Consider the following 18,964-nt stretch of genomic DNA (forward strand, 5'->3'; position numbering starts at 1 on the left):
TCCTCGTCTTCACAAACGACGAAACGAATCGAGTGGGTCTAGTCGTCCGCCGTCGCTTCCTCGTCGACGTCGACCGAGGTCGCCTCTTCTTCGGCGACCTCCTCGGGGTGGGCCTCGAGGGTCGCCTTCTGGATCTCGACGCGACGCAGCGGATAGATCGTCTTCGCCTCGCCGTAGATCGCCGAGGAGAGTCGACCTTCGACGACGCCGTCGATAAGTTCCTCGAACGTCCGTTCTTCGGCAGCCGACTCGATCATCTCGACCATCTGCTCGCGGATGGCCTGTTCCTGGCTCGCGTCTGCCTTCTTCGTCGTGAACGCGACCGGCTGGATCTGGACGCGGTAGTCGTCGGTTGTCAACACGGTGACGTAGGCTTCGATCTTCGAGGCACCGCGTCGAACGAGCGAGCGCAGGTAGTCACGGGTCAGCGAGTGAGCCTTGAACTCGGTGTAGGCCGCGTCGCTGCCGACGTCTGTCACCTGGAAGGTAAGTTTCGTGTTGTTCTCGCTGGCGTCGTCGCGCAGGTCGCCAAGCGTCGTCTCGATCGTTCGGTCGAGTACCTGTTCCGGTTCGTCTGCGGGGGTCTCGCCGAGTTCCTCCCGGTCGAACTGCTCCGGGGCGAACACGGTGTACCACCGCTTTTCCTGTTTCGTGCGTGAGACTGATCGTTCGCTCATGAGTGGTCTGTGTCTGTATCGGTGCCGGCGTCCGCCGGCCGGTTCGCGTGCTGTGCCACTGTGGCCGCGACCTCGAGGTTGATCACGTAGTCGTCGATCGTCGAGTGCAGCCCGCCGGTCGTCTCGCGTTCGATCTGCGTGACGACGGTGCCGTCCTCGACGGTCGTCTCCATCTCGTCGGTGTTGTCGGGCGCGATCGCCCGTGCGACGAGTGCAGCGTCGTCGTGGTCCGTCCTGATCGTCGCCGTTCGGGTCATCGCTCTCTCACCGCCGTGATCACGGCCGAGTCGTCCAGCTGTGGGTCGTACTGCAGGTAGCCACGTCGCCGGCCGACGTCGTAGCCGGCTTCGAGTTCACGGGCGACGCCCTCGAGCGCGCTGCCGATCGGCTCTTCACGCGCGTAGAGGGCGGCCTCGCCGTCGCCGACCGCGAGCACGGTCGGTTCCGGCGAGCGATAGTCCGCCACGAGTCGGGCGATCGTCTCGACCGGTCCCTCGCCCGCGTCGACCACGACCAGGCCGTCGTACCGACCCGTCGAGGCCACCGCGAGCGCCTCGTGTGCGCGCCGACCGTGCTCGCGCCAGGCCGTGAGTGCCGCCTCGCTGACGTCGTGGCCGATCGCGAGCGCGACGCCCGTCCCGGATTCGGTCCGGGCCGTCGCCTCGAGGACGTCGGCGTGGCCACCGACCGTCTCGAACGGGGCCGCCGGCGTCACGTGTGGCCCCAGCACTCGAGCGACGGTCTCCGCCGCTTGGCGTCCGGCGTCCTCGCCGCCGACGGTCTCGAGGGCGACGAGCGAGCCGACGCGACGATGCGCGTCGTCGTCACGGTCGCCGAGTGCGAGCGAATCGAGCGTCTCCCGGACCGCCTCGCGGTCGCCGGACCACGGCGCGTGATACAGCGTCGAGTGTGCCAGTCCATCTGCCAGATCGGCAGTCGGGACGGCCACGCCGGGTCGGCGCTCGAGCAACCCGCGTTCGCGAGCGGTCTCGAGCAGCGGTTCGGTCTCGCCAGCACCGGGCTCGACACCCGACGCGAACGCGCCTGCGAGCGCGAGTACGGGATCGGGCTCGACGCCCAGTTCTCGGACGAGCGAGACGGTCTCGAGCGTCGCCGGTCGATCGCCGGTCCCGAGTTGGGGAACGTCGGCGTCAACGGCGCCGATCGCGACGGTCTCGGATGCATCGTCGTGACCGTTGCCGTCTTCGATTCGGTTCGTCCGTTCTTCGATCGTCCGACTGACGGTCACCTGAAACGCCGTCTCGCGTTCCGAAAGTGCCCGTGCGAGCACTCCCGCGGCCGCCAACGCGTCGCCGTCTGCCCGCGACGTGATCCGGACGAAGCCGGCGCTCTCGAGGGCGGCGGATGACGGCGACGTGTGACGACCCGTGGTGGACATCTACTCCTCGAGGATCTCTTTGGCGACGTCGTAGGAGTACGTGAAGCCTGGATCGAGTTCGTTCCCGCGGTAGTACTCCACCAGCCGGCGCACCTTCGATTCGGTGTTCTGGAGTGCGCGTTTGTTCTGGTGGTCCTGGGGATTCTCCTGGACGTGCTCGCGCAGGCGCACGGCACGTTCCATCAGGTTTCGCAGGTCCTCGGGAACGGCGGCTTCGGCGTCGTTCTCTTCGAGGATCTCCGTGATCTTCTTGCCCGTCGCCAGTTTGACGTCGGGGACTGGCGTGCCGGTGACGCCTTCATCACGCAGCTTGATTCCGATCTGGCTGGGATCGTGACCCTGCTCTGCTAGTTCGACGACCCGATCTTCGATCTCGTCGGGGTCGACGTCGCTCCACTCCGGTGGTTCGTCTGCCGTTGGCCTGTCCGAACCGGACGAGCCACGACGGCGGGTATGCATTCGTGCCATGGGTAGAGGATAGGAACCGCACTGACCGCTGTCGCGTGAATCCGGCTCTCGCCGGGTGCACTTCCGCAATCCCAAGCCACGCGAGATAGACGACAGCGGCCCAACGGACCGTCGCCGCCAGAGCGTGACGAAGTCGGATTTGCGGCCGTGCGCTTCCCACCGAGGGGTTTCGGCGACGGCGACTAAAGCGTTCCGGGATGGGGTTCGGCTACCGGCTGGCCTATCTGCCGCTAGACTCGGCCGTAGGCGGTGTCGAGAAAGCAAGAGAATCGACGAGAGACGACCAGCGCCGGCCGATCGCGTCGGTCCAGGATTACGCTTCGGCACCACTGTCGGCGGTGGCACCGACGCGGGCGTCCTCCACTGCGAGCAGCTCCTGGTACCGGTTGCGGATCGTAACCTCGCTCATCTCCGTGACCTCGCTTACCTCCTGCTGGGTGAGGTCGGCATTGGTGAGCCGTCCGGCCGCGTAGATCGCCGCGGCAGCGAGCCCGACCGGCGACTTGCCGCTGTGGAGGTTCTCGCGTTTGGCCCGCTCGAGCAGTTCGCGGGCGCGGTGTTCGGTCTCGTCCTCGAGCGCGAGTTCGCTCGCAAACCGCGGGAGATACTCGAGCGGATCGGCCGGCTGGATCTCGAGGCCGAGTTCCCGGTTGATGTACCGGTAGGCGCGTTTGAACTCCTCTTCGTCGACGCGGGTGACGGCGTCGATCTCGTCGATCGAGCGCGGGACCTGCTCCATCCGTGCGGCGGCATGGAGACTCGCGGTCGCGATTCCCTCGATCGACCGGCCCGGCAACAGGTCCTGCTCGAGGGCCTGGCGGTAGATCACCGAGGCGGTCTCGCGGACGTTCTCGGGGAGACCGAGAGCCGAGGCCATGCGGTCGATCTCGCCCAGCGCCTGTTTCAGGTTTCGCTCCTTGTGGTCACGCGTGCGGAACCGCTCGTTCCAGGTGCGCAGCCGTTGCATCTTCTGGCGCTGGCGACTCGAGAGGGACTTGCCGTAGGCGTCTTTGTTCTGCCAGCCGATGTTCGTCGACAGCCCCTCGTCGTGCATCATCTTCGTCGTCGGTGCGCCGACGCGGCTTTTCTCGTCTTTCTCGGTGGCGTCGAACGCGCGCCACTCGGGACCGCGATCGATCTCGTCTTCCTCGACGACGAGCCCACACTGGCGACAGACCGTTTCGGCCCCTTCGCTCTCGAGGCGACCGCCACACTCCGGACACGTGGTCGTCTCCTCGTGGTCGTGTTCGGTCTCGCGGTGTTCGGTTTCCTGTCGATCCGATTCGGTGCGCTGGTTAGCGCGGAATTTCGTCTGTGTCATGATGAAAGCGGGGATGGAAGGGCGGCGTATCATCGGGCGACCGCGCTCATGTGAGAAGGTCGCCCATCGGCGCTTCGCTTCACTTCACGTTAGGGGCCCACCATTTATAAATGTTTCGCACTATTTGTTGTTCATTATCACGGATAACGCGGCCGAAATCGGGTGATTTAGGCCCTCTTAGCGATGTGGGTGTTTCTGATATATCGATGTGGGGGCGAGATTCAATAGATAAGAACCTGTCGGGGGTCTCGAGCGGTCGATCTCCTGCGGCGAACACCGCTCGTACGGTGGCCGGGGACGTTATCACGCTACGCGTGCAACCCAGTACCATGGTTGCTGAACGTCCACGTGACAGTCGTCACGAGGAGATCGACGCGATTCTGGACGAACGGGACGGTAGCGTGACGGAGACGCGGGACGACGCCGACAAGTACACGGTCGTCGGTGCAGCCCACCGACGAACGTTCGCGAACTGGTTGACGCCTGTCGAGGAACACTTCGTCTGTCACAGAAACGATATCCCCTCAATCGACGAGGAGGCCTGGACCGTCTCGCTCACCGGGCAGGTCGAGGGGTCGGTCTCGGTTGCCGACCTCGAGGAGTCGTACCCGACAGTTGCGGTCGCACACACGATGGAGTGTGCCGGCAACGGTCGCGGCCAGCACCGCCCCGAAACCGGAAGCGTCCAGTGGGAGTTCGAGGCCGCGGCGACTGCGCTCTGGACCGGTACCCCGGTCCGTTCGATACTCCGAGAACACGGTATCGAGTCGCCCGACGGGCGGTGGCTCACGGCGATCGGCGGGGATCCCTCAGACGGCGACGACATCTTCGCACGATCGATCCCGCTCTCGAAGGCGCTCGAGGACTGTCTCCTCGCCTACGAGATGAACGGCGACCCGCTCCCTCGAGAGCACGGCTATCCGGTCAGGTTGATCGTTCCCGGATGGTACGGCGTCAACAGCGTCAAGTGGGTCGAAGAGCTCGTGATCATGGACGAGATGGTGACCGAGGGAGCGCTCGACCGTCCCGGCAAGCACGCATCCTGGCAGCAGGAGTCCTACCGCATTCACCCCGAGGGTGTCGAGCCCGACGCGCAAGCGACGATCGACGAGGTCGACACGTGGGCACAACTTGAGGGCGACGTCAGCTATCCGTATACGTTCGACGCGAACGTCATGTCGCTGATAGGCGCTCCGGACGGGGAGTCGCCCGTCCCGTTCGACCGCGACGGGATTACCGTACGCGGCGTCGCTTGGGCGGGTGACGACGCGGTCGACTACGTAGACGTGTCGACCGACGGCGGCGAGACGTGGGACGAGGCGGAACTGTTCGGTCCCGACTACGACGGAGCGTGGCGACTGTTTCGATACGACTGGGACGTCGAGCCCGGAACGCACGTGTTGTTCTCCCGTGCGACGGACGAACTGGGTCGACGGCAGCCGGTGAGCATCTCCGACCCGGACGCCTGGAACGAGGTGCTCGAAAACGACGAGTACCCCTGGAACGAAGGCGGGTACGCCGCAAACGCTTACGAGCCAAACGGCGTCGAGGTAACGATCCTCGAAGGCGACGACGAGTGATACGGATTGTGTAACCATTTCCCGGGGCAACCGCGAGACGAGTCGCGGTCGCTGAAACGGACTTTCAGCAGTCAGCATGCGTCATGACGTTCTAACCCGTACCGACGGGACCGCCGGGTCCGGCCGACCCGAGCGATCACCGACACGTAGAACGTGTCGTCTATCAACCACATCTATAACGAAGTCGGAAGAGATGCGTGACGGAACGTCCGTTCACTGCAGCTTCGTCTCGAACCAGTCTGCCGCCACCTCGGCGACCTCTTCGAGCTCGCCCGCTCCTTCGAAGAGGTGTCCGGCACCCTCGACGACGTGCAGTTCCCGCTTACACTCGAGTCGATCGTGAGCCTCGCGATTGAGCCCGAGAACCTCCGTGTCCCGCCCGCCGACGATAAGCAGTACCGGTGCTGCGACCTCCTCGAGGACGTCTGACGCGAGATCGACCCGTCCACCGCGAGAGACGACAGCACCGACGTCCTCGTCGACACGCGCTGCGGCTCGCAGGGCCGACGCAGCGCCGGTACTCGAGCCGAAGTATCCATACCGAAGGTCGCCGGTATCGTTACGCTGACTTACCCACTCCGTTACGGAAACTAGTCTGTCGGTCAACAACGGGATATCGAAACGATTCTCGCGGCTCTGATCTTCTCTCTCGGTGAGCAGATCGAACAGTAACGTCCCCACTCCTCGCTCTCTAAGGACTTCGGCGACGTAGTTGTTGCGTGGACTCTTCCGACTGCTGCCGCTACCGTGGGCGAAGATTACGAGTCCGCGTGCGTCGTCGGAAACGATGAGTTCACCCTCGAGTTCGACGTCGTCGACCGGGATGGATACCAGACTGTCGCTGGACATACGTCCGTGCTACGACAACTGTTGTCTTAGTGCCCAGCGGTATCAGTTACCACAGGCGATGGTCACCGACACTGTAACTGTTCTATACGTGACCACAGTATGTAACTTCGGACACACTATCACCTTGATATGATAGAGTAACGCGATACGGAGGGCTGTCAATATCGGTCCTGACTTCGATATACAAAAGGCCACACAGCCACAGCTGTGGCTGTGTAGGGCCGTAGATAAGTATGAAAGTATGAGTGGAGGCGGCGAACCAGCGTTTCCAGAGGGTCTCCCACTCCAGTACTTGCCGGAACGCTGGCGGGCTTATCTTCCGTGTTCGGGATGGGTACGGGAGCGCCCCGCCGCTGTGGCCGCCCGAACGCCGATCGACGGAATCGAACCGTCGCCACTCCAGTATCGGTCTCTCTCCGCCACAACCGTGTCGTACGTGTAGTCCAGTCTGCGCCTGGACCCGTTTCCGGGTCATGATCCATGCGGTATGAATGGTGGCTCGATCTGTTAGTGCTCGCGGGCTCAACGCCTCGTTGCCTTGGCGCGTACACCCCGAGTCTATCGACCTCCTCTTCTAGGAGGGATCTCAGGTGGTTCCTCGTTTCCAGGTGGGTTTCCGGCTTAGATGCGTTCAGCCGTTACCCCGTGGTGCGTCGCTGCCCGGCACGTGCTCTCTCGAACAACCGGTACACCAGTGGCACCCATTCGTAGTTCCTCTCGTACTATACGAACGTTCCTGTCAGGAACCGTAACACCCCCAATAGATAGCAGCCGACCTGTCTCACGACGGTCTAAACCCAGCTCACGACCTCCTTTAATAGGCGAACAACCTCACCCTTGCCCGCTTCTGCACGGGCAGGATGGAGGGAACCGACATCGAGGTAGCAAGCCACTCGGTCGATATGTGCTCTTGCGAGTGACGACTCTGTTATCCCTAAGGTAGCTTTTCTGTCAGCAATTGCCCGCAACGAGCGGGCTAATTGGTTCGCTAGACCACGCTTTCGCGTCAGCGTCCGTCGTTGTGCCGGACACTGTCAGGCTCCCATGTGCTCTTGCGCTCTCTCCCGCGTCTCCGACGCGGGTGAGGGAACCGTGGGGCGCGCCCGATATCTTTTCAGGCGCGTACCGCCCCAGTCAAACTGCCCGGCTACCGGTGTCCTCCTCCCGGAGTGAGAGTCGCAGTCACCATCGGGTAGTATTTCAATGCTGCCTCGGTGACCCGCTGGCGCGGGTACCTGTGTACTGGCTCCTACCTATGCTGCACAATGGCGACCACGTCTCAGCGACAGCCTGCAGTAAAGCTCTATAGGGTCTTCGCTTCCCCTTGGGGGTCTCCAGACTCCGCACTGGAATGTACAGTTCACCGGGCCCAACGTTGGGACAGTGGCGCTCTCGTTGATCCATTCATGCAAGCCGCTACTGAAGCGGCAAGGTACTACGCTACCTTAAGAGGGTCATAGTTACCCCCGCCGTTAACGGGTCCTTCGTCCTCTTGTACGAGGTGTTCAGATACCCGCACTGGGCAGGATTCAGTGACCGTACGAGTCCTTGCGGATTTGCGGTCACCTATGTTGGTATTAGACAGTCGGAGCGCCCGAGTCACTGCGACCTGCCCCGAAGAGGGCAGGCATCCCTTCTTCCGAAGGTACGGGACTAACTTGCCGAATTCCCTAACGTCGGTTGCTCCCGACAGACCTTGGCTTTCGCCGCCACGAGTACCTGTGTCGGTTCTCGGTACGGACAGTGTGCTCGCCTTTTCACGGGCTCTCGGTTGACCTGACTTGCGCTATCCAGCCATTCGCTCGCTTCCTGCCATTACGGCTTCCACGAACTTCGACTGTTCGACCGGGCGATGGCCCGGCTCAGGCGGCCCCAAAGCGTCGGCTTTGAGTGCACACTGGCACAGGAATATTAACCTGTTTCCCTTTCATCAGCTTCGACTTACGGGCTGATTTAGGACCGGCTAACCCTCAGCTGATCAGCAGTGCTGAGGAACCCTTACTCGTTCGGCCGTCGGGGGTCTAACCCGACTCACGCTGCTACTATGACCAGGATTTTCGTTACTGAACGGTCCACACGACCTCTCGGCCGTGCTTCCACCCGAACAGAACGCCAACCTACACGATCACCCGGTAAAGGGTGCGGCTAGGTCTCGGTGGTGGACTTGAGCCCCGATCATTTTCGGCGCCCCGAACCTCGGCCGGTAAGCTGTTACGCTTTTCTTAGAGGGTAGCTGCTTCTAAGCTCACCTCCCGGCTGTCTAGGGCTCGGGACCACCTTCGATCGCACTTAGTCCACACTTGGGGACCTTAACCCAGCTCTGGGTTGTCTCCCTCACGGTACACAGGCTTACCCCGCATACCGGACTCCCTGCGTCGACGGCGTCCGTAGGTTCGGAGTTGGACAGGGGGGCGTACTCCTCTCGGAGTACGGTCCCCCAATCCGTCGCTCTACCCCACGGACTACCTCGGCAGAGGTCATGCTTCGACATGTTTCGGTTGGAACCAGCTGTGTCCGGACTCGATGGGCCTTTCACCCCTAGACGTAGGTCACGCGAGGGTATTGTAGGACACCAACGCTAACAGGCCTCCACGCACCTTTCGGCACGCTTCACCTTGCCCACGCCTAGATCGTCCGGTTTCGGGTCGTGTCCGATTGACTCCCCGCGCTTGAACACGGCGGCCCTCGCAATGCTGCGGCCATGTCGGTTTCCCTGCGCCTTCCCCGATGATCGGGTTAGACTCGCCAATCAGACACACTCCCTGGTTCGTTTTTCAAAACGTACGACGGAACACCGGCTTCCCGATCTTCCTACTGTACCCTCGCGGGTAGGTCGTTTTGATCGGGACCTTGTATGCCCCGTCGTTCCATCGCCAACTGATTTCACGCCCTATTGCACCTCCCTTCGTGGGGTGCTTTTCAGCGTTCGCTCACGCTACTTGTTCGCTATCGGTCTCGAGGAGTGTTTAGTCTTCGCGGTCGATGCCCGCGAGATTCACGAGGGATATCCAACCCCCGATACTCTGGAGCTGACGCGTCCCGTACTACGCTTCACTACGGGGTTGTCACCCTGTTTCACGCTCCGTTCCAGGAGACTTCGTGAAGCGGTTCGAGGAGTGGTTGTCAGTCCGAACACCACATTGCCCGAAGGCTTCGGTTTGGACTGTGTCGCGTTCACTCGCCGTTAGTAACGACATCGCGATTGCTTTCTTTTCCTGCCGGTACTGAGATGTTTCAATTTCCGGCGTTCCCCATTGCGCGAAGCAATTGCGGTGGGGATTCCCATTCGGAGATCCTCAGTTCTTTCCCTCCGTGCGGGTCCCTGAGGCTTATCGCAGCTTGGCACGTCCTTTATCGGCTCTCGAGCCGAGCGATCCACCAGCTGGCACAGTAGCCACGTTCGACGGATCGGCGTTGCGACGAAGTCGCAACGATGTAGTGACCCGGGAACGGGTCCAGTGGACGCCTGGACTACACGTACACACGGTCTCATCCGCACGCCAGTAGACAGCTGGCCTGCATTAACCCTTCCCACCCGCGTTTACACGGGGTGGTGCATCGGTTCTGTCGTACCCAATCGTCGCGCCGTCTCCCACTTAAGGGGAGCGATTCGACGACGGGCCGAGACATGGACCCACTGGGAGTCGAACCCGGGGCGACCGCCGTCGGCGGCGGTCGCCCTTCCAGTCAGGTATGGGTCCAGCCCGCTCGCGTTCTCGTACAGAGCGAGCGGGAACGAGGTGTGAGCCCTGGTAGTTCAAAGGTGCCCGATCGGCCTACGGGTGGGCGACCGAACGTGGTGGTGTGGCACAACGGGCCACGAGTGGTGGGCTGGGGCGACGCCCCAGTCCCGGGCTGTGGAGGTGATCCAGCCGCAGATTCCCCTACGGCTACCTTGTTACGACTTAAGCCCCCTTGCGAAGCCCAGATTCGACCCCGATCGGGGCCTCATCCGGACCTCACTCGGGTGCTTTGACGGGCGGTGTGTGCAAGGAGCAGGGACGTATTCACCGCGCCCTTCTGAGGCGCGATTACTACCGAATCCAGCTTCATGCGGGTGAGTTTCAACCCGCAATCCGAACTACGACCGAGTTTCGGAGATTAGCGTCGCCTTTCGGCGTGGCATCCCACTGTCTCGGCCATTGTAGCCCGCGTGTCGCCCAGCACATTCGGGGCATACTGACCTACCGTTGCCCGTTCCTTCCTCCGCTTTGGCAGCGGCAGTCCTCCTAATGTACCCAGCTACCACAAGGGTACTGCTGGCAATTAGGAGTGCGGGTCTCGCTCGTTGCCTGACTTAACAGGACGCCTCACGGTACGAGCTGACGGCGGCCATGCACCTCCTCTCAGCAGGTCAGGTAAGCTCATCACACTGACCGTCACTCCTGCTGTCGATGCTGGTGAGATGTCCGGCGTTGAGTCCAATTAAACCGCAGGCTCCTCCGGTTGTAGTGCTCCCCCGCCAATTCCTTTAAGTTTCATCCTTGCGGACGTACTTCCCAGGCGGTCTGCTTCACGGCTTCCCTACGGCACACCACAGGCTCGTAGCCTGTGGCACACCTAGCAGACATCGTTTACGGCTCGGACTACCCGGGTATCTAATCCGGTTCGTGACCCGAGCTTTCGTCCCTCACCGTCGGATCCGTCTTCCAGAGGCGCTTTCGCCACCGGTGGTCCGTCCAGGATTACGGGATTTCACTCCTACCCCGGACGTACCCCTCTGGTCTTCCGGTCCCAAGCCAGGCAGTTTCCGCCGGACGCCCGCACGTTAGGCGTGCGGATTTCCCGACGGACTTGCCCGGCCGGCTACGGACGCTTTAGGCCCAATAATAGCGGTCATCACTCGAGCTGCCGGTATTACCGCGGCGGCTGGCACCGGTCTTGCCCAGCTCTTGTTCCACGACCACCTTACGGTAGTGAAAAGCGAGGACTGTATGCCCTCGCACTCGGAGTCCCCTTATCGCACTGTCGTGCAGTGTAAAGGTTTCGCGCCTGCTGCGCCCCGTAGGGCCCGGTATCTTGTCTCAGATACCGTCTCCGGGCTCTCACTCTCATGACCCGTACCGATTACTGGCACGGTGGGCCGTTACCCCACCGTCAACCTAATCGGCCGCAGCCACATCCTATGGCGCGAAAGCGTTTCGGACTCGACCCATTCCAGGGGTCGAGTCGTATGCGGGATTAGCCTCAGTTTCCCGAGGTTGTCCCGCTCCATAGGGTAGTTTGGCCACGTGTTACTGAGCTATCTGCCACGAGCCTGAACTCGTGCGACTAGCATGGCTAAATCGGACTCCAATAGCAATGACCTCCGGCAGGATCAACCGGAATGCTATCTCCCCGTGAAGGGGAGGGTTTGGCGGTGAATGTAGATACACACTCACACAAATGGTCCACGTTCGGTGATCGACCCACGATCGCGAACCGATCGGGCGTCACCGAACTACCAAGGCTCACATCAGATCCCATCTGTACGGAAGACCGCAGGGGTGGGATCCTCATCGACTGCGTAACTAAACAGAGTGGCTGGTTAGTACTTAAGGCCTACGAACCTTGGCTCCAGAGGTAGGTAGTCACAAACAGGTTCGGATTGGCCGGCGAAGCCTGCGTAGAGAGCGTACTCGCCCGCACATACTCACTTCCAAGGCGTTCCGACGGCTTCGGCCTGAATCGCGTGGCCGACGCGGAGCCGGCAGTCCGCCGTCGGCGTCGCGATGCAAGCGAGGACGAATCCTCGGTTTCGGGCTTCGGGTTTCAGTGCTCGAGGCGGTTCGCAGTACTCGAACTCCCCACCGAGCAGTCGTGCAGTGCAGGTTCCACAGGCTCCATACAGACAACCGTACGGGATCGAGACGCCAGCGGCATTGGCGGCGTCGACGACGGTCTCGCCCGGATCGACGGCGAGTACCTCCACGCTGCCGTCGGCTCGGACGAGCGTGACGGCGTGGGTCTCGTCCGTCGGGTCGTCTACGTCGTCCGGTCGGTCCATCACTGCCAGACGTCGCTGGTACAGTCGCCGCCGGGCCAGCGGATCTCGTGGGCGCGGGCGGGGCCGCCGGGAGCCTCACCGAAGTCGACCAGAAACTCCTCGTCGAGTTCCATCCGTCCTTCCTCGGGGTAGACGTTGGCTTTCAGCATGAGCGACCCCTCTTCGGCCATCTCGGGGTAGAACTGGTTGTCCCACGAGGAAAACAGCGAGGTGGTCCAGTACAACCGCTGGCCGTCCCGGGAGAGCTGGAGCATCTGTGGCGCACCGCGGATCTCGGTGCCCTGAACCACCTGGCGGTCACCGAAGAGCCCGCCAGCCCAGATCCGGTCGACCAGCCGGGGATTACCCATGTCGCTGACGTCGTACATCCGGACGTCGCCGTGGAGCCAGTTCGAGAAGAAGAGGTACTGGTCGTCGAGCGAGAGCACGATGTCGGTGATAAGCGGCGGCACGGGCATGTCCCAGTCGGGGTGTTCGCGAGGTTCCTCGTCGATGACGACGTCCCAGTCCCACGTTCCCTCGCTTTCCTCATAGAAGTGGATCATGTTCGAAGACAGCGCTGCGCCGACGTAGCCCTGGGTCTCTTCGGGATTGTGACTCATCCGCACCTCGAGTGGTATCTGTCCGTCCTCGCCGAATGCGAGCGTCTGGACGTGCTCGCGTGACTCCCAGTCCCAGATGTGGAGGCTGTCGCCGTAGTTGCCGTCCTCGACGTCATCGAGGTCGAAGCCGGGATAGTACGTTTCGGGTGCGGCCCACTCGCTCGAGACCAACACGTTGTGCCGGGGCTGGTACCAGTAGTCGTAGTTCATCGCCATCTCGCCGCGGTCGGCCTCCCAGCGGCCGTCGATGCTGAAGTCCTCCTGGTCGAGCTGGAGGAAGCCGCCGGGGAGTTCGCCGTCGGCGTTCCCGAGCATGCTGATGATGATCTTCCCGCCGGGGACGCAGTGGACGGTGTGGGGTGCCGAGAGGTCGTACTCGAAGACCTCCTCGGGTTCGATCACCCGAACCATCTCCGGATCTCGTGGATCCTCGACGTCGATAATGTGGATGCGCGAGGAGCGCTGTCCGGGGACGACGAGGTACTGCCGGGCGAGGTCGCCGACGTGACAGGACGACGAGCAGGCGTTCCAGCCGAAGTGGTGTAGTTCGTCGCCTCGGTTCGGCATCTCGACGACGTCTACCAGTTCGCTGTACGTCTCGGAGTCGGGATCGAGGTCGACGACGCCGACGACGTCGTGTCCTTCCGTCTCCATCCCGACGCGAGGTGCCATCACGTACGCCGTTCGTTCACGACCGGACTCCGTCCGCATAGCTGCAGGCGTCGGATAGCCGGGTCCGCCGACGTCCGGGTGCTCGTGTTCGTGGTCGTGGTCGTGGTCGTGGTCGTGGTCACCTGTGTGATCGTGTGTCTCGCTCATACGCTGACCCTCGTCCCGAAGTACGACACTAGCTACCAAGGGGTTTTTTCCGAGATACACGAACTGTACCGATAGGAAACGTATTTGTGTCTCCGTTGGACGGAACGGTTCGAGTATCGAGAGCGTACCAGACAACAACGTGATACAATTCTGTTCGGCGGCCACTATCTGGACTCGAAACGGACAATAGACCGCTCTTAACTAACGGCCGACAGTTCCCTGATAGGTGTATGTCCGACGCATTCCGATTGCGACCGATTTCCGGGGGTGGTGTCGATGGCATCTGAGACGTGGACGGGTCGATCAGTCGCTGTGCCGGCCGTCTCTGCACCCAGCACTGTCGCGTGTCTGCGCTCTCTCGGACGGCGTGGGGTTCGAACGATCGTCCTCTCGGACCACGAGACGACCCCCGGGTCGCGATCAGCGTACTGTGACGAGAACGTACCGGTTCCATCGCCACACGACGATCTGATCGCGTACCGGGACGCGTTGCTTTCGGTCGCGATGCGTCCGGACGTGGCGACGATCATTCCCGTCCGTGACGTAGACGTCTACGTCCTCTCGAAGTACAGAGATGCATTCAGCGAACACGTCTACCCGCTCTGGCCGACTCTCGACACTCTCGAACACGTCCAGGACCGCATCAGGCTGTTCGAAACTGCCGACGAGGCCGGCGTCGTAACGCCGACGACCGGATTGCTCGAAGACGACACCGAGTGGGACCGCGAGTGGATCGTCAAAGCGCGCTACTCGATCCTTACGAACGAGTACGTCGACCATTACGCGCCGGCCCAGTACCGCGATCCACCCAAAACCGAGTATCTCCGTCCCGGCGTCGAGCCTGACGTCGAGCGGCTCCACCGACGAATGGGACACGTCCCGCTGGTCCAGGAGTACGTCCCGACGACCGACGAGTACGGTTTCTTCGCCCTCTACGAGCATGGAGAACCGGTCGCGACCTTCCAGCACCGTCAGCGCCGGGGCTACAGTTACGCGGGTGGCGCGAGTTCGTTTCGCGAGTCGGTCAGCATTCCCGCGCTCGAGGACGCTGGACGGAGCCTACTGGATCGACTCGAGTGGCACGGACTCGCGATGGTCGAGTTCCTGCGTGACGACACGACCGGCGAGTTCAAGCTGATGGAGATAAACCCCCGCTTCTGGTCGTCGCTGCCGTTTTCCGTCCAGGCTGGAGCCGACTTTCCGTACTACTACTGGCTGCTCGCGACGGATGAACGAGAGCGGATCGACGACAGCTACGAGCCCGGCGTCGCTGGACACCTCCTCCGGGGAGAACTCCTCCATCTGCACTCCGTGCTCACCGACGACGTCGAGCTCGTGGAGAAACCGTCCGTTCCGGAGACGGTCGGCGAGATCCTGTGGTCGGTCGTGAAGCATCCGCGGTTCGACTACGCTCGCCTCGACGACCTGCGACCGTTCGTTCGGGATCTACTCAACGCCTACGGTGAGACGAGAGCGAAGTACCGCCCCGAGCGAAGCGATCCCGAGGAGTCAAACCCGAACACCGACGCACTCTCGGAGCCGGACGAGACAGGCAACCCCGCGGACGGCAGCGTCTCCGTCGACTGACCGGAAAACCGTGATCGGCTACCGGGTTCGAGTCGCTACTGGGAGACGAACGCCAGAACGTGTCCGTCGGGATCGGCGACCACGACCCGATCCGATCCGCGCTCGAGCAGTCTCACCCGCTCTTCGACCGCCTCGAGCGCTGTCTCCGGCTTCGGCGTCTCGAATCCGAGGTCGACGTGGACGCCGCCTCTGGCGTCGGCCAGCCCGAGCTGAGGTTCCCAGAGTTCGAGGTCGACAGGACCGGTCATTCGGACGCGAGTGCGTTCGTCGCCCCGATCGACCGTCTCGAACCCCAGGTCAGCGTAGAACGCGCGTGCGCGCTCGAGGGATTCGACCTCGAGGACGACCTCGAAGATCCCGTCGATCCCGGGTCCCGTAACCTCGCGTTGGCCGAGTTCGACACAGTTGCCGTCGGGATCGTACAGGTACAGCGACCGCGCGGATCCGAACTGAAACTCCGTTAGGTCGTACTCGTCGGCGAGTCGGTCCCACCAGTCGTCGTACTCGCCGGCCGGGATCGAGAACGCGAAGTGGGTGTGCAACCCCCCACGGGGGATCCCGTCGGATCGACGGCAGACGAACGCAGTGTCGCCGGCCTCGAAGCGGACCTCGCGGTCGGTCGCTTCGCGTACCGATAGGTCGAGCGTCTCCTCGTAGAACCGACGGGACCGCTGGAGGTATTTGACCTCGAGGGCGAGCCAGGCCAGGCCGGTCAGCATACCAGTGGATACTCGCGGGAGCGACAAAGAGGCGTCGGGACGGTATCGCCCCGACGCGTGTTTATGATGCTCGTCGTCGTAGTCGTCTCCATGACACTGCGAGTAGACGAACGCGCGACCGACGTCAGAGAGATCGATCGCTTCGAAGGCGGCGTCGGCTGGATCGCCCACCCCGAGGAGACGATACAGCGAGCGAGTCACGCCCTGGCCGTCGACGACGAGGTGTGGGTGATCGATCCCGTCGACGCCGACGGGCTGGACGAGTTACTCGCGGAGTTCGGTGAGGTCGCCGGCGTCGTCGTCACGTTCGATCGGCACACGCGCGACGCCGCGACCGTCGCCAACCGCCACGGCGTGTCCGTCTACCTCCCGAGCTTCTTCGAAAACGTCGCCGAGGGGATCGACGCCCCGATCACTCGCTTCGGAGCCGAACTCGACGAGACGGGCTTCGAGGTCCACGTCCTGCAAAACAACCGCTTCTGGCAGGAGATCGCACTCTACGACCCCGACGAGCGAACACTCGTTGTCCCCGAATCCGTCGGCACGGCGGCGTACTTCCTCGCCCGCGGGGAACGTCTCGGGGTCCACCCGATGTTGCGCGGGTTTCCGCCGCGTGATCTGGCCGGGTTCGATCCCGACCGCGTACTCGTCGGCCACGGCGAAGGGGTGTTCGCCGCCGCCTCGAGCGCGCTCCGGTCGGCGATCGACGGCTCCCGACGGCGGATGCCGGCGCTGTACGCGAAGACTCTGCGGACGTTCCTGCCGGTGTGACTCGATCACGGTCGACGGCCGAACGCTGCCGCCAGGCCATACATCTAACACTCACGCGTGTCTATGACAACTGTGATCTACGTAACGCGCGGCCTCGTCGACGTCTTGCTCGATCTTGCGAGCGACGCCGATCCCGACGACGTCACGACCGGTCTCTCGGTGACGCCGGCGGGCGAACTCGAGGGAGCTGGGCGACTCCCTCCGGAGACGCCCGTGTTCACGGACTTCTACCTGCCGGATCCAGGTAATTCGGTGAACGCCGTCTTCGGCGTCGACCTCTCGACGCCCGCTCGCCAGATTCAGGGTCGGTTCGTCTCCCACCCCGTCGGTGAACTGGAAGTGACGAAACGCGATCACCTCGCGCAGGTCGTCTTCGTCGCCGTACCACCGTGGGAACCCGACGAAGACTCCTTCGGTGCGTTCGATCGGGCAGGCGAGCGACAGCCACTCGAGATCGTCGACGCCCGGCCGCCAGAACGGTCGCTATCGGACCGGGACGGTCGGTGACGGCGGTGCCGGTCAGTCGAGATAGCCGAGCCCTTTCAGCTGCTCTGTGATCTCCTCGAACTCCGCTTCGGTGAGTTCGCCCGATTGCTGATGTTGGATGACGATGCTCCGCAAGAGAAATCGCACGAGGTCACTCGTGCTCTGGAAGCTCGTCCCCTCGATCGTTTCGTCGACGCGATCAGCGAGGTCTTTCGGGATCGAGACGGTCGTGTACTCGGTCATACTCGAGTATTCTCGGAGAGATACGTGAACCTGTCCCTGCTCGAGTGAGAGTATCGACTCCACAGTGATTTTTGTAGGGGGGCACTTACGTGTCCCTATGGGAGTCCGGCCACCATCGAACGACGACGACGACGAGCCCGACAGCGTCGAGTTCGGCATCGCAGCCGTCGACGCGACGCTTCGACGATCCGACCTCACCTTTCCGGCCACCAGAGACGACGTCGCAGCAGAACTCGGTCACGAACGTATTCCGTACGACGTCCACGGTAACGACGTCGCACTCGGCGAGATCCTCGCGGAGGTCGATCAGGATCAGGATCGCTTCGAGAGCCGCCAACAGCTCTTGAACGCGCTCCATCCGGAGTTCGAGGAGTACCGCAAGAATCACTCCGGTGGCGTCGTAAAGCAAGTGCGGTCGCTACTTCCGTTCTAGTCCCGGTCGTTCGTGTTCGTCTCCCGATCGCGCTTCGTCTCGCGTCGTAACCGATCCAGCCGCTGTCGTTGTTCACGGTGCAACGTGACGATCATATCGGAGAGAACGCCGAACATCACGAGCTGAACGCCGAGTAAGATTCCAGCCGCCGAGACGACGGCCAGCACCTCGTGGCTGATGCCGTACTGGAGGTATCGGTAGAGCACGTAGGCGGCGATCGCGGTCCCCGAGAGGATACCGGAGACGCCGACGCTGCCGAAGTAAAGCAGCGGGTTGTTCGTCTTCGCGAGCGAGTACAGCGTGAGCGCGATCGTCCCGCCGTCCCAGATCGGGTGCAGGTTCGTCGTCGAGTCCTCCGGCCGGGCGCGGTAACTGATCGGGACGACGGTCGTGTCGATCCCGTTTTTCACACACTCGACGGCGAGTTCGGTCTCGATCGTGAATCCGTCGGACGAAAGCGAGAGCCGCTGAAACGAGTCGGTCGTAAACGCCCGATAGCCCGAGAGGATGTCCTCGAAGGCCGCGCCGTGGACGAACCGAAACGCGCGGTTTATCACCCGGTTGCCGAAGCCATTGAGCGCGCGCATGGCGTCGTCGTCCATGTCCGCGAATCGATTACCGATGACGTGTTCGTACCCCTCGGCGAGCGGCTCGAGCATCGTCTCGGCGTCGGCCGGATCGTAGGTCCCGTCGCCGTCGACCATCAGAACGTACGGCAAATCGACGTACTCCATGGCCTCCCGGACGGCCTGTCCTTTCCCCGAGCCCGACTGTACCAGCACGCCCGCACCCCGCTCGCGTGCGATCTCGCGAGTAGCGTCTTCGGAGTCCCCGTCGACCACGAGAACGGTCGTATACCCCTCCTCGTGGAAGCCGTCGATCACCTCGCCGATGGTCGCTTCCTCCTCGAGCGTCGGAACGAGAACGCAGACGTCGTCAGGAGAGATATCGCGCGGCTCGTCGGTCATGGTGAGGACCTCCGTGTCCGCGCGAATCGCGTCATGCTCCATCGAGTGATCATTCG

At 62.7% G+C, this 18,964-nt stretch carries 16 protein-coding genes and 3 rRNA genes; 5 read left to right on the top strand and 14 right to left on the bottom strand.

All coding sequences use genetic code 11. The features are described from left to right. Positions 1–38 precede the first annotated feature (38 nt). From QQ977_RS14820 to QQ977_RS14840, 5 genes are all read right to left on the bottom strand, one after another. Positions 39–677: a 30S ribosomal protein S3ae gene (locus QQ977_RS14820; RefSeq protein ID WP_285926543.1), complete on the bottom strand. Its 639-nt coding sequence runs from the start codon at positions 675–677 to the stop codon at positions 39–41. Then, positions 674–934, bottom strand: coding sequence for a KEOPS complex subunit Pcc1 (locus QQ977_RS14825; protein WP_285926544.1), 261 nt, complete (start codon positions 932–934; stop codon positions 674–676). The genes QQ977_RS14820 and QQ977_RS14825 overlap by 4 nt, the downstream gene beginning before the upstream one ends. Next, positions 931–2,076 (bottom strand): exonuclease, encoded by a 1,146-nt coding sequence (locus tag QQ977_RS14830; RefSeq protein WP_285926545.1) that lies wholly within the window; start codon positions 2,074–2,076, stop codon positions 931–933. The genes QQ977_RS14825 and QQ977_RS14830 overlap by 4 nt, the downstream gene beginning before the upstream one ends. After that, on the bottom strand, positions 2,077–2,544 hold the full coding sequence (locus QQ977_RS14835) for a 30S ribosomal protein S15 (RefSeq protein ID WP_285926546.1): 468 nt from the start codon (positions 2,542–2,544) through the stop codon (positions 2,077–2,079). It lies immediately after the preceding gene. A gap of 313 nt (positions 2,545–2,857) precedes the next feature. Further along, a complete protein-coding gene (locus tag QQ977_RS14840) occupies positions 2,858–3,865 on the bottom strand; it encodes a transcription initiation factor IIB (RefSeq protein WP_285926547.1) in 1,008 nt (335 codons plus the stop codon). 329 nt (positions 3,866–4,194) lie between these two features. On the opposite strand from QQ977_RS14840, the gene QQ977_RS14845 reads away from it, so the two are divergent. Beyond that, positions 4,195–5,445 (top strand): sulfite oxidase, encoded by a 1,251-nt coding sequence (locus tag QQ977_RS14845; protein ID WP_285926548.1) that lies wholly within the window; start codon positions 4,195–4,197, stop codon positions 5,443–5,445. A 213-nt stretch (positions 5,446–5,658) separates the two neighbouring features. On the opposite strand, the gene QQ977_RS14850 is transcribed toward QQ977_RS14845, so the two are convergent. The 6 genes from QQ977_RS14850 to QQ977_RS14875 all read right to left on the bottom strand — a co-directional run bounded on the left by QQ977_RS14850 (position 5,659) and on the right by QQ977_RS14875 (position 13,701). Next, positions 5,659–6,294 (bottom strand): dienelactone hydrolase family protein, encoded by a 636-nt coding sequence (locus QQ977_RS14850; protein ID WP_285926549.1) that lies wholly within the window; start codon positions 6,292–6,294, stop codon positions 5,659–5,661. Positions 6,295–6,540: 246 nt separating this feature from the next. After that, a 5S ribosomal RNA gene (gene rrf / locus QQ977_RS14855) occupies positions 6,541–6,661 on the bottom strand. 122 nt (positions 6,662–6,783) lie between these two features. Next, positions 6,784–9,697, bottom strand: a 23S ribosomal RNA gene (locus QQ977_RS14860). Between the two features lie 455 nt (positions 9,698–10,152). Then, positions 10,153–11,622 (bottom strand): 16S ribosomal RNA (locus tag QQ977_RS14865). The 16S, 23S and 5S rRNA genes sit together here, the layout of an rRNA operon. Positions 11,623–11,926: 304 nt before the next feature. After that, complete coding sequence (locus QQ977_RS14870) at positions 11,927–12,280, bottom strand: 2Fe-2S iron-sulfur cluster-binding protein (protein WP_285926550.1); 354 nt, start codon at positions 12,278–12,280, stop codon at positions 11,927–11,929. Next, positions 12,280–13,701 (bottom strand): selenium-binding protein SBP56-related protein, encoded by a 1,422-nt coding sequence (locus QQ977_RS14875; protein WP_285926551.1) that lies wholly within the window; start codon positions 13,699–13,701, stop codon positions 12,280–12,282. The genes QQ977_RS14870 and QQ977_RS14875 overlap by 1 nt, the downstream gene beginning before the upstream one ends. A gap of 276 nt (positions 13,702–13,977) precedes the next feature. On the opposite strand from QQ977_RS14875, the gene QQ977_RS14880 reads away from it, so the two are divergent. Further along, positions 13,978–15,288: a carboxylate--amine ligase gene (locus QQ977_RS14880; protein ID WP_285926552.1), complete on the top strand. Its 1,311-nt coding sequence runs from the start codon at positions 13,978–13,980 to the stop codon at positions 15,286–15,288. Between the two features lie 35 nt (positions 15,289–15,323). Here the strand turns inward: QQ977_RS14880 and QQ977_RS14885 are convergent, their stop codons facing one another. Next, positions 15,324–16,007: a VOC family protein gene (locus tag QQ977_RS14885; protein WP_285926553.1), complete on the bottom strand. Its 684-nt coding sequence runs from the start codon at positions 16,005–16,007 to the stop codon at positions 15,324–15,326. Between the two features lie 90 nt (positions 16,008–16,097). Here QQ977_RS14885 and QQ977_RS14890 point away from each other — a divergent pair, with 90 nt between their 5' ends. Together QQ977_RS14890 and QQ977_RS14895 are read left to right on the top strand one after the other, a co-directional pair. Continuing rightward, positions 16,098–16,778: a hypothetical protein gene (locus QQ977_RS14890; protein ID WP_285926554.1), complete on the top strand. Its 681-nt coding sequence runs from the start codon at positions 16,098–16,100 to the stop codon at positions 16,776–16,778. A gap of 72 nt (positions 16,779–16,850) precedes the next feature. Further along, entirely contained in the window at positions 16,851–17,285 is a 435-nt protein-coding gene (locus QQ977_RS14895) for a hypothetical protein (RefSeq protein ID WP_285926555.1), read from the top strand. Positions 17,286–17,297: 12 nt separating this feature from the next. Here the strand turns inward: QQ977_RS14895 and QQ977_RS14900 are convergent, their stop codons facing one another. Then, entirely contained in the window at positions 17,298–17,507 is a 210-nt protein-coding gene (locus QQ977_RS14900; protein ID WP_285926556.1) for a ribbon-helix-helix domain-containing protein, read from the bottom strand. A 97-nt stretch (positions 17,508–17,604) separates the two neighbouring features. Here QQ977_RS14900 and QQ977_RS14905 point away from each other — a divergent pair, with 97 nt between their 5' ends. Beyond that, positions 17,605–17,940, top strand: coding sequence for a hypothetical protein (locus QQ977_RS14905; protein WP_285926557.1), 336 nt, complete (start codon positions 17,605–17,607; stop codon positions 17,938–17,940). On the opposite strand, the gene aglJ is transcribed toward QQ977_RS14905, so the two are convergent. Beyond that, on the bottom strand, positions 17,937–18,950 hold the full coding sequence (aglJ, locus tag QQ977_RS14910) for an S-layer glycoprotein N-glycosyltransferase AglJ (RefSeq protein ID WP_285926558.1): 1,014 nt from the start codon (positions 18,948–18,950) through the stop codon (positions 17,937–17,939). The two genes, QQ977_RS14905 and aglJ, sit on opposite strands and share 4 nt — an antisense overlap. Positions 18,951–18,964: the final 14 nt, after the last annotated feature.

It is taken from the genome of Natrialbaceae archaeon AArc-T1-2, from assembly GCF_030273315.1.
Classification (GTDB): Archaea; Halobacteriota; Halobacteria; order Halobacteriales; family Natrialbaceae; genus Tc-Br11-E2g1.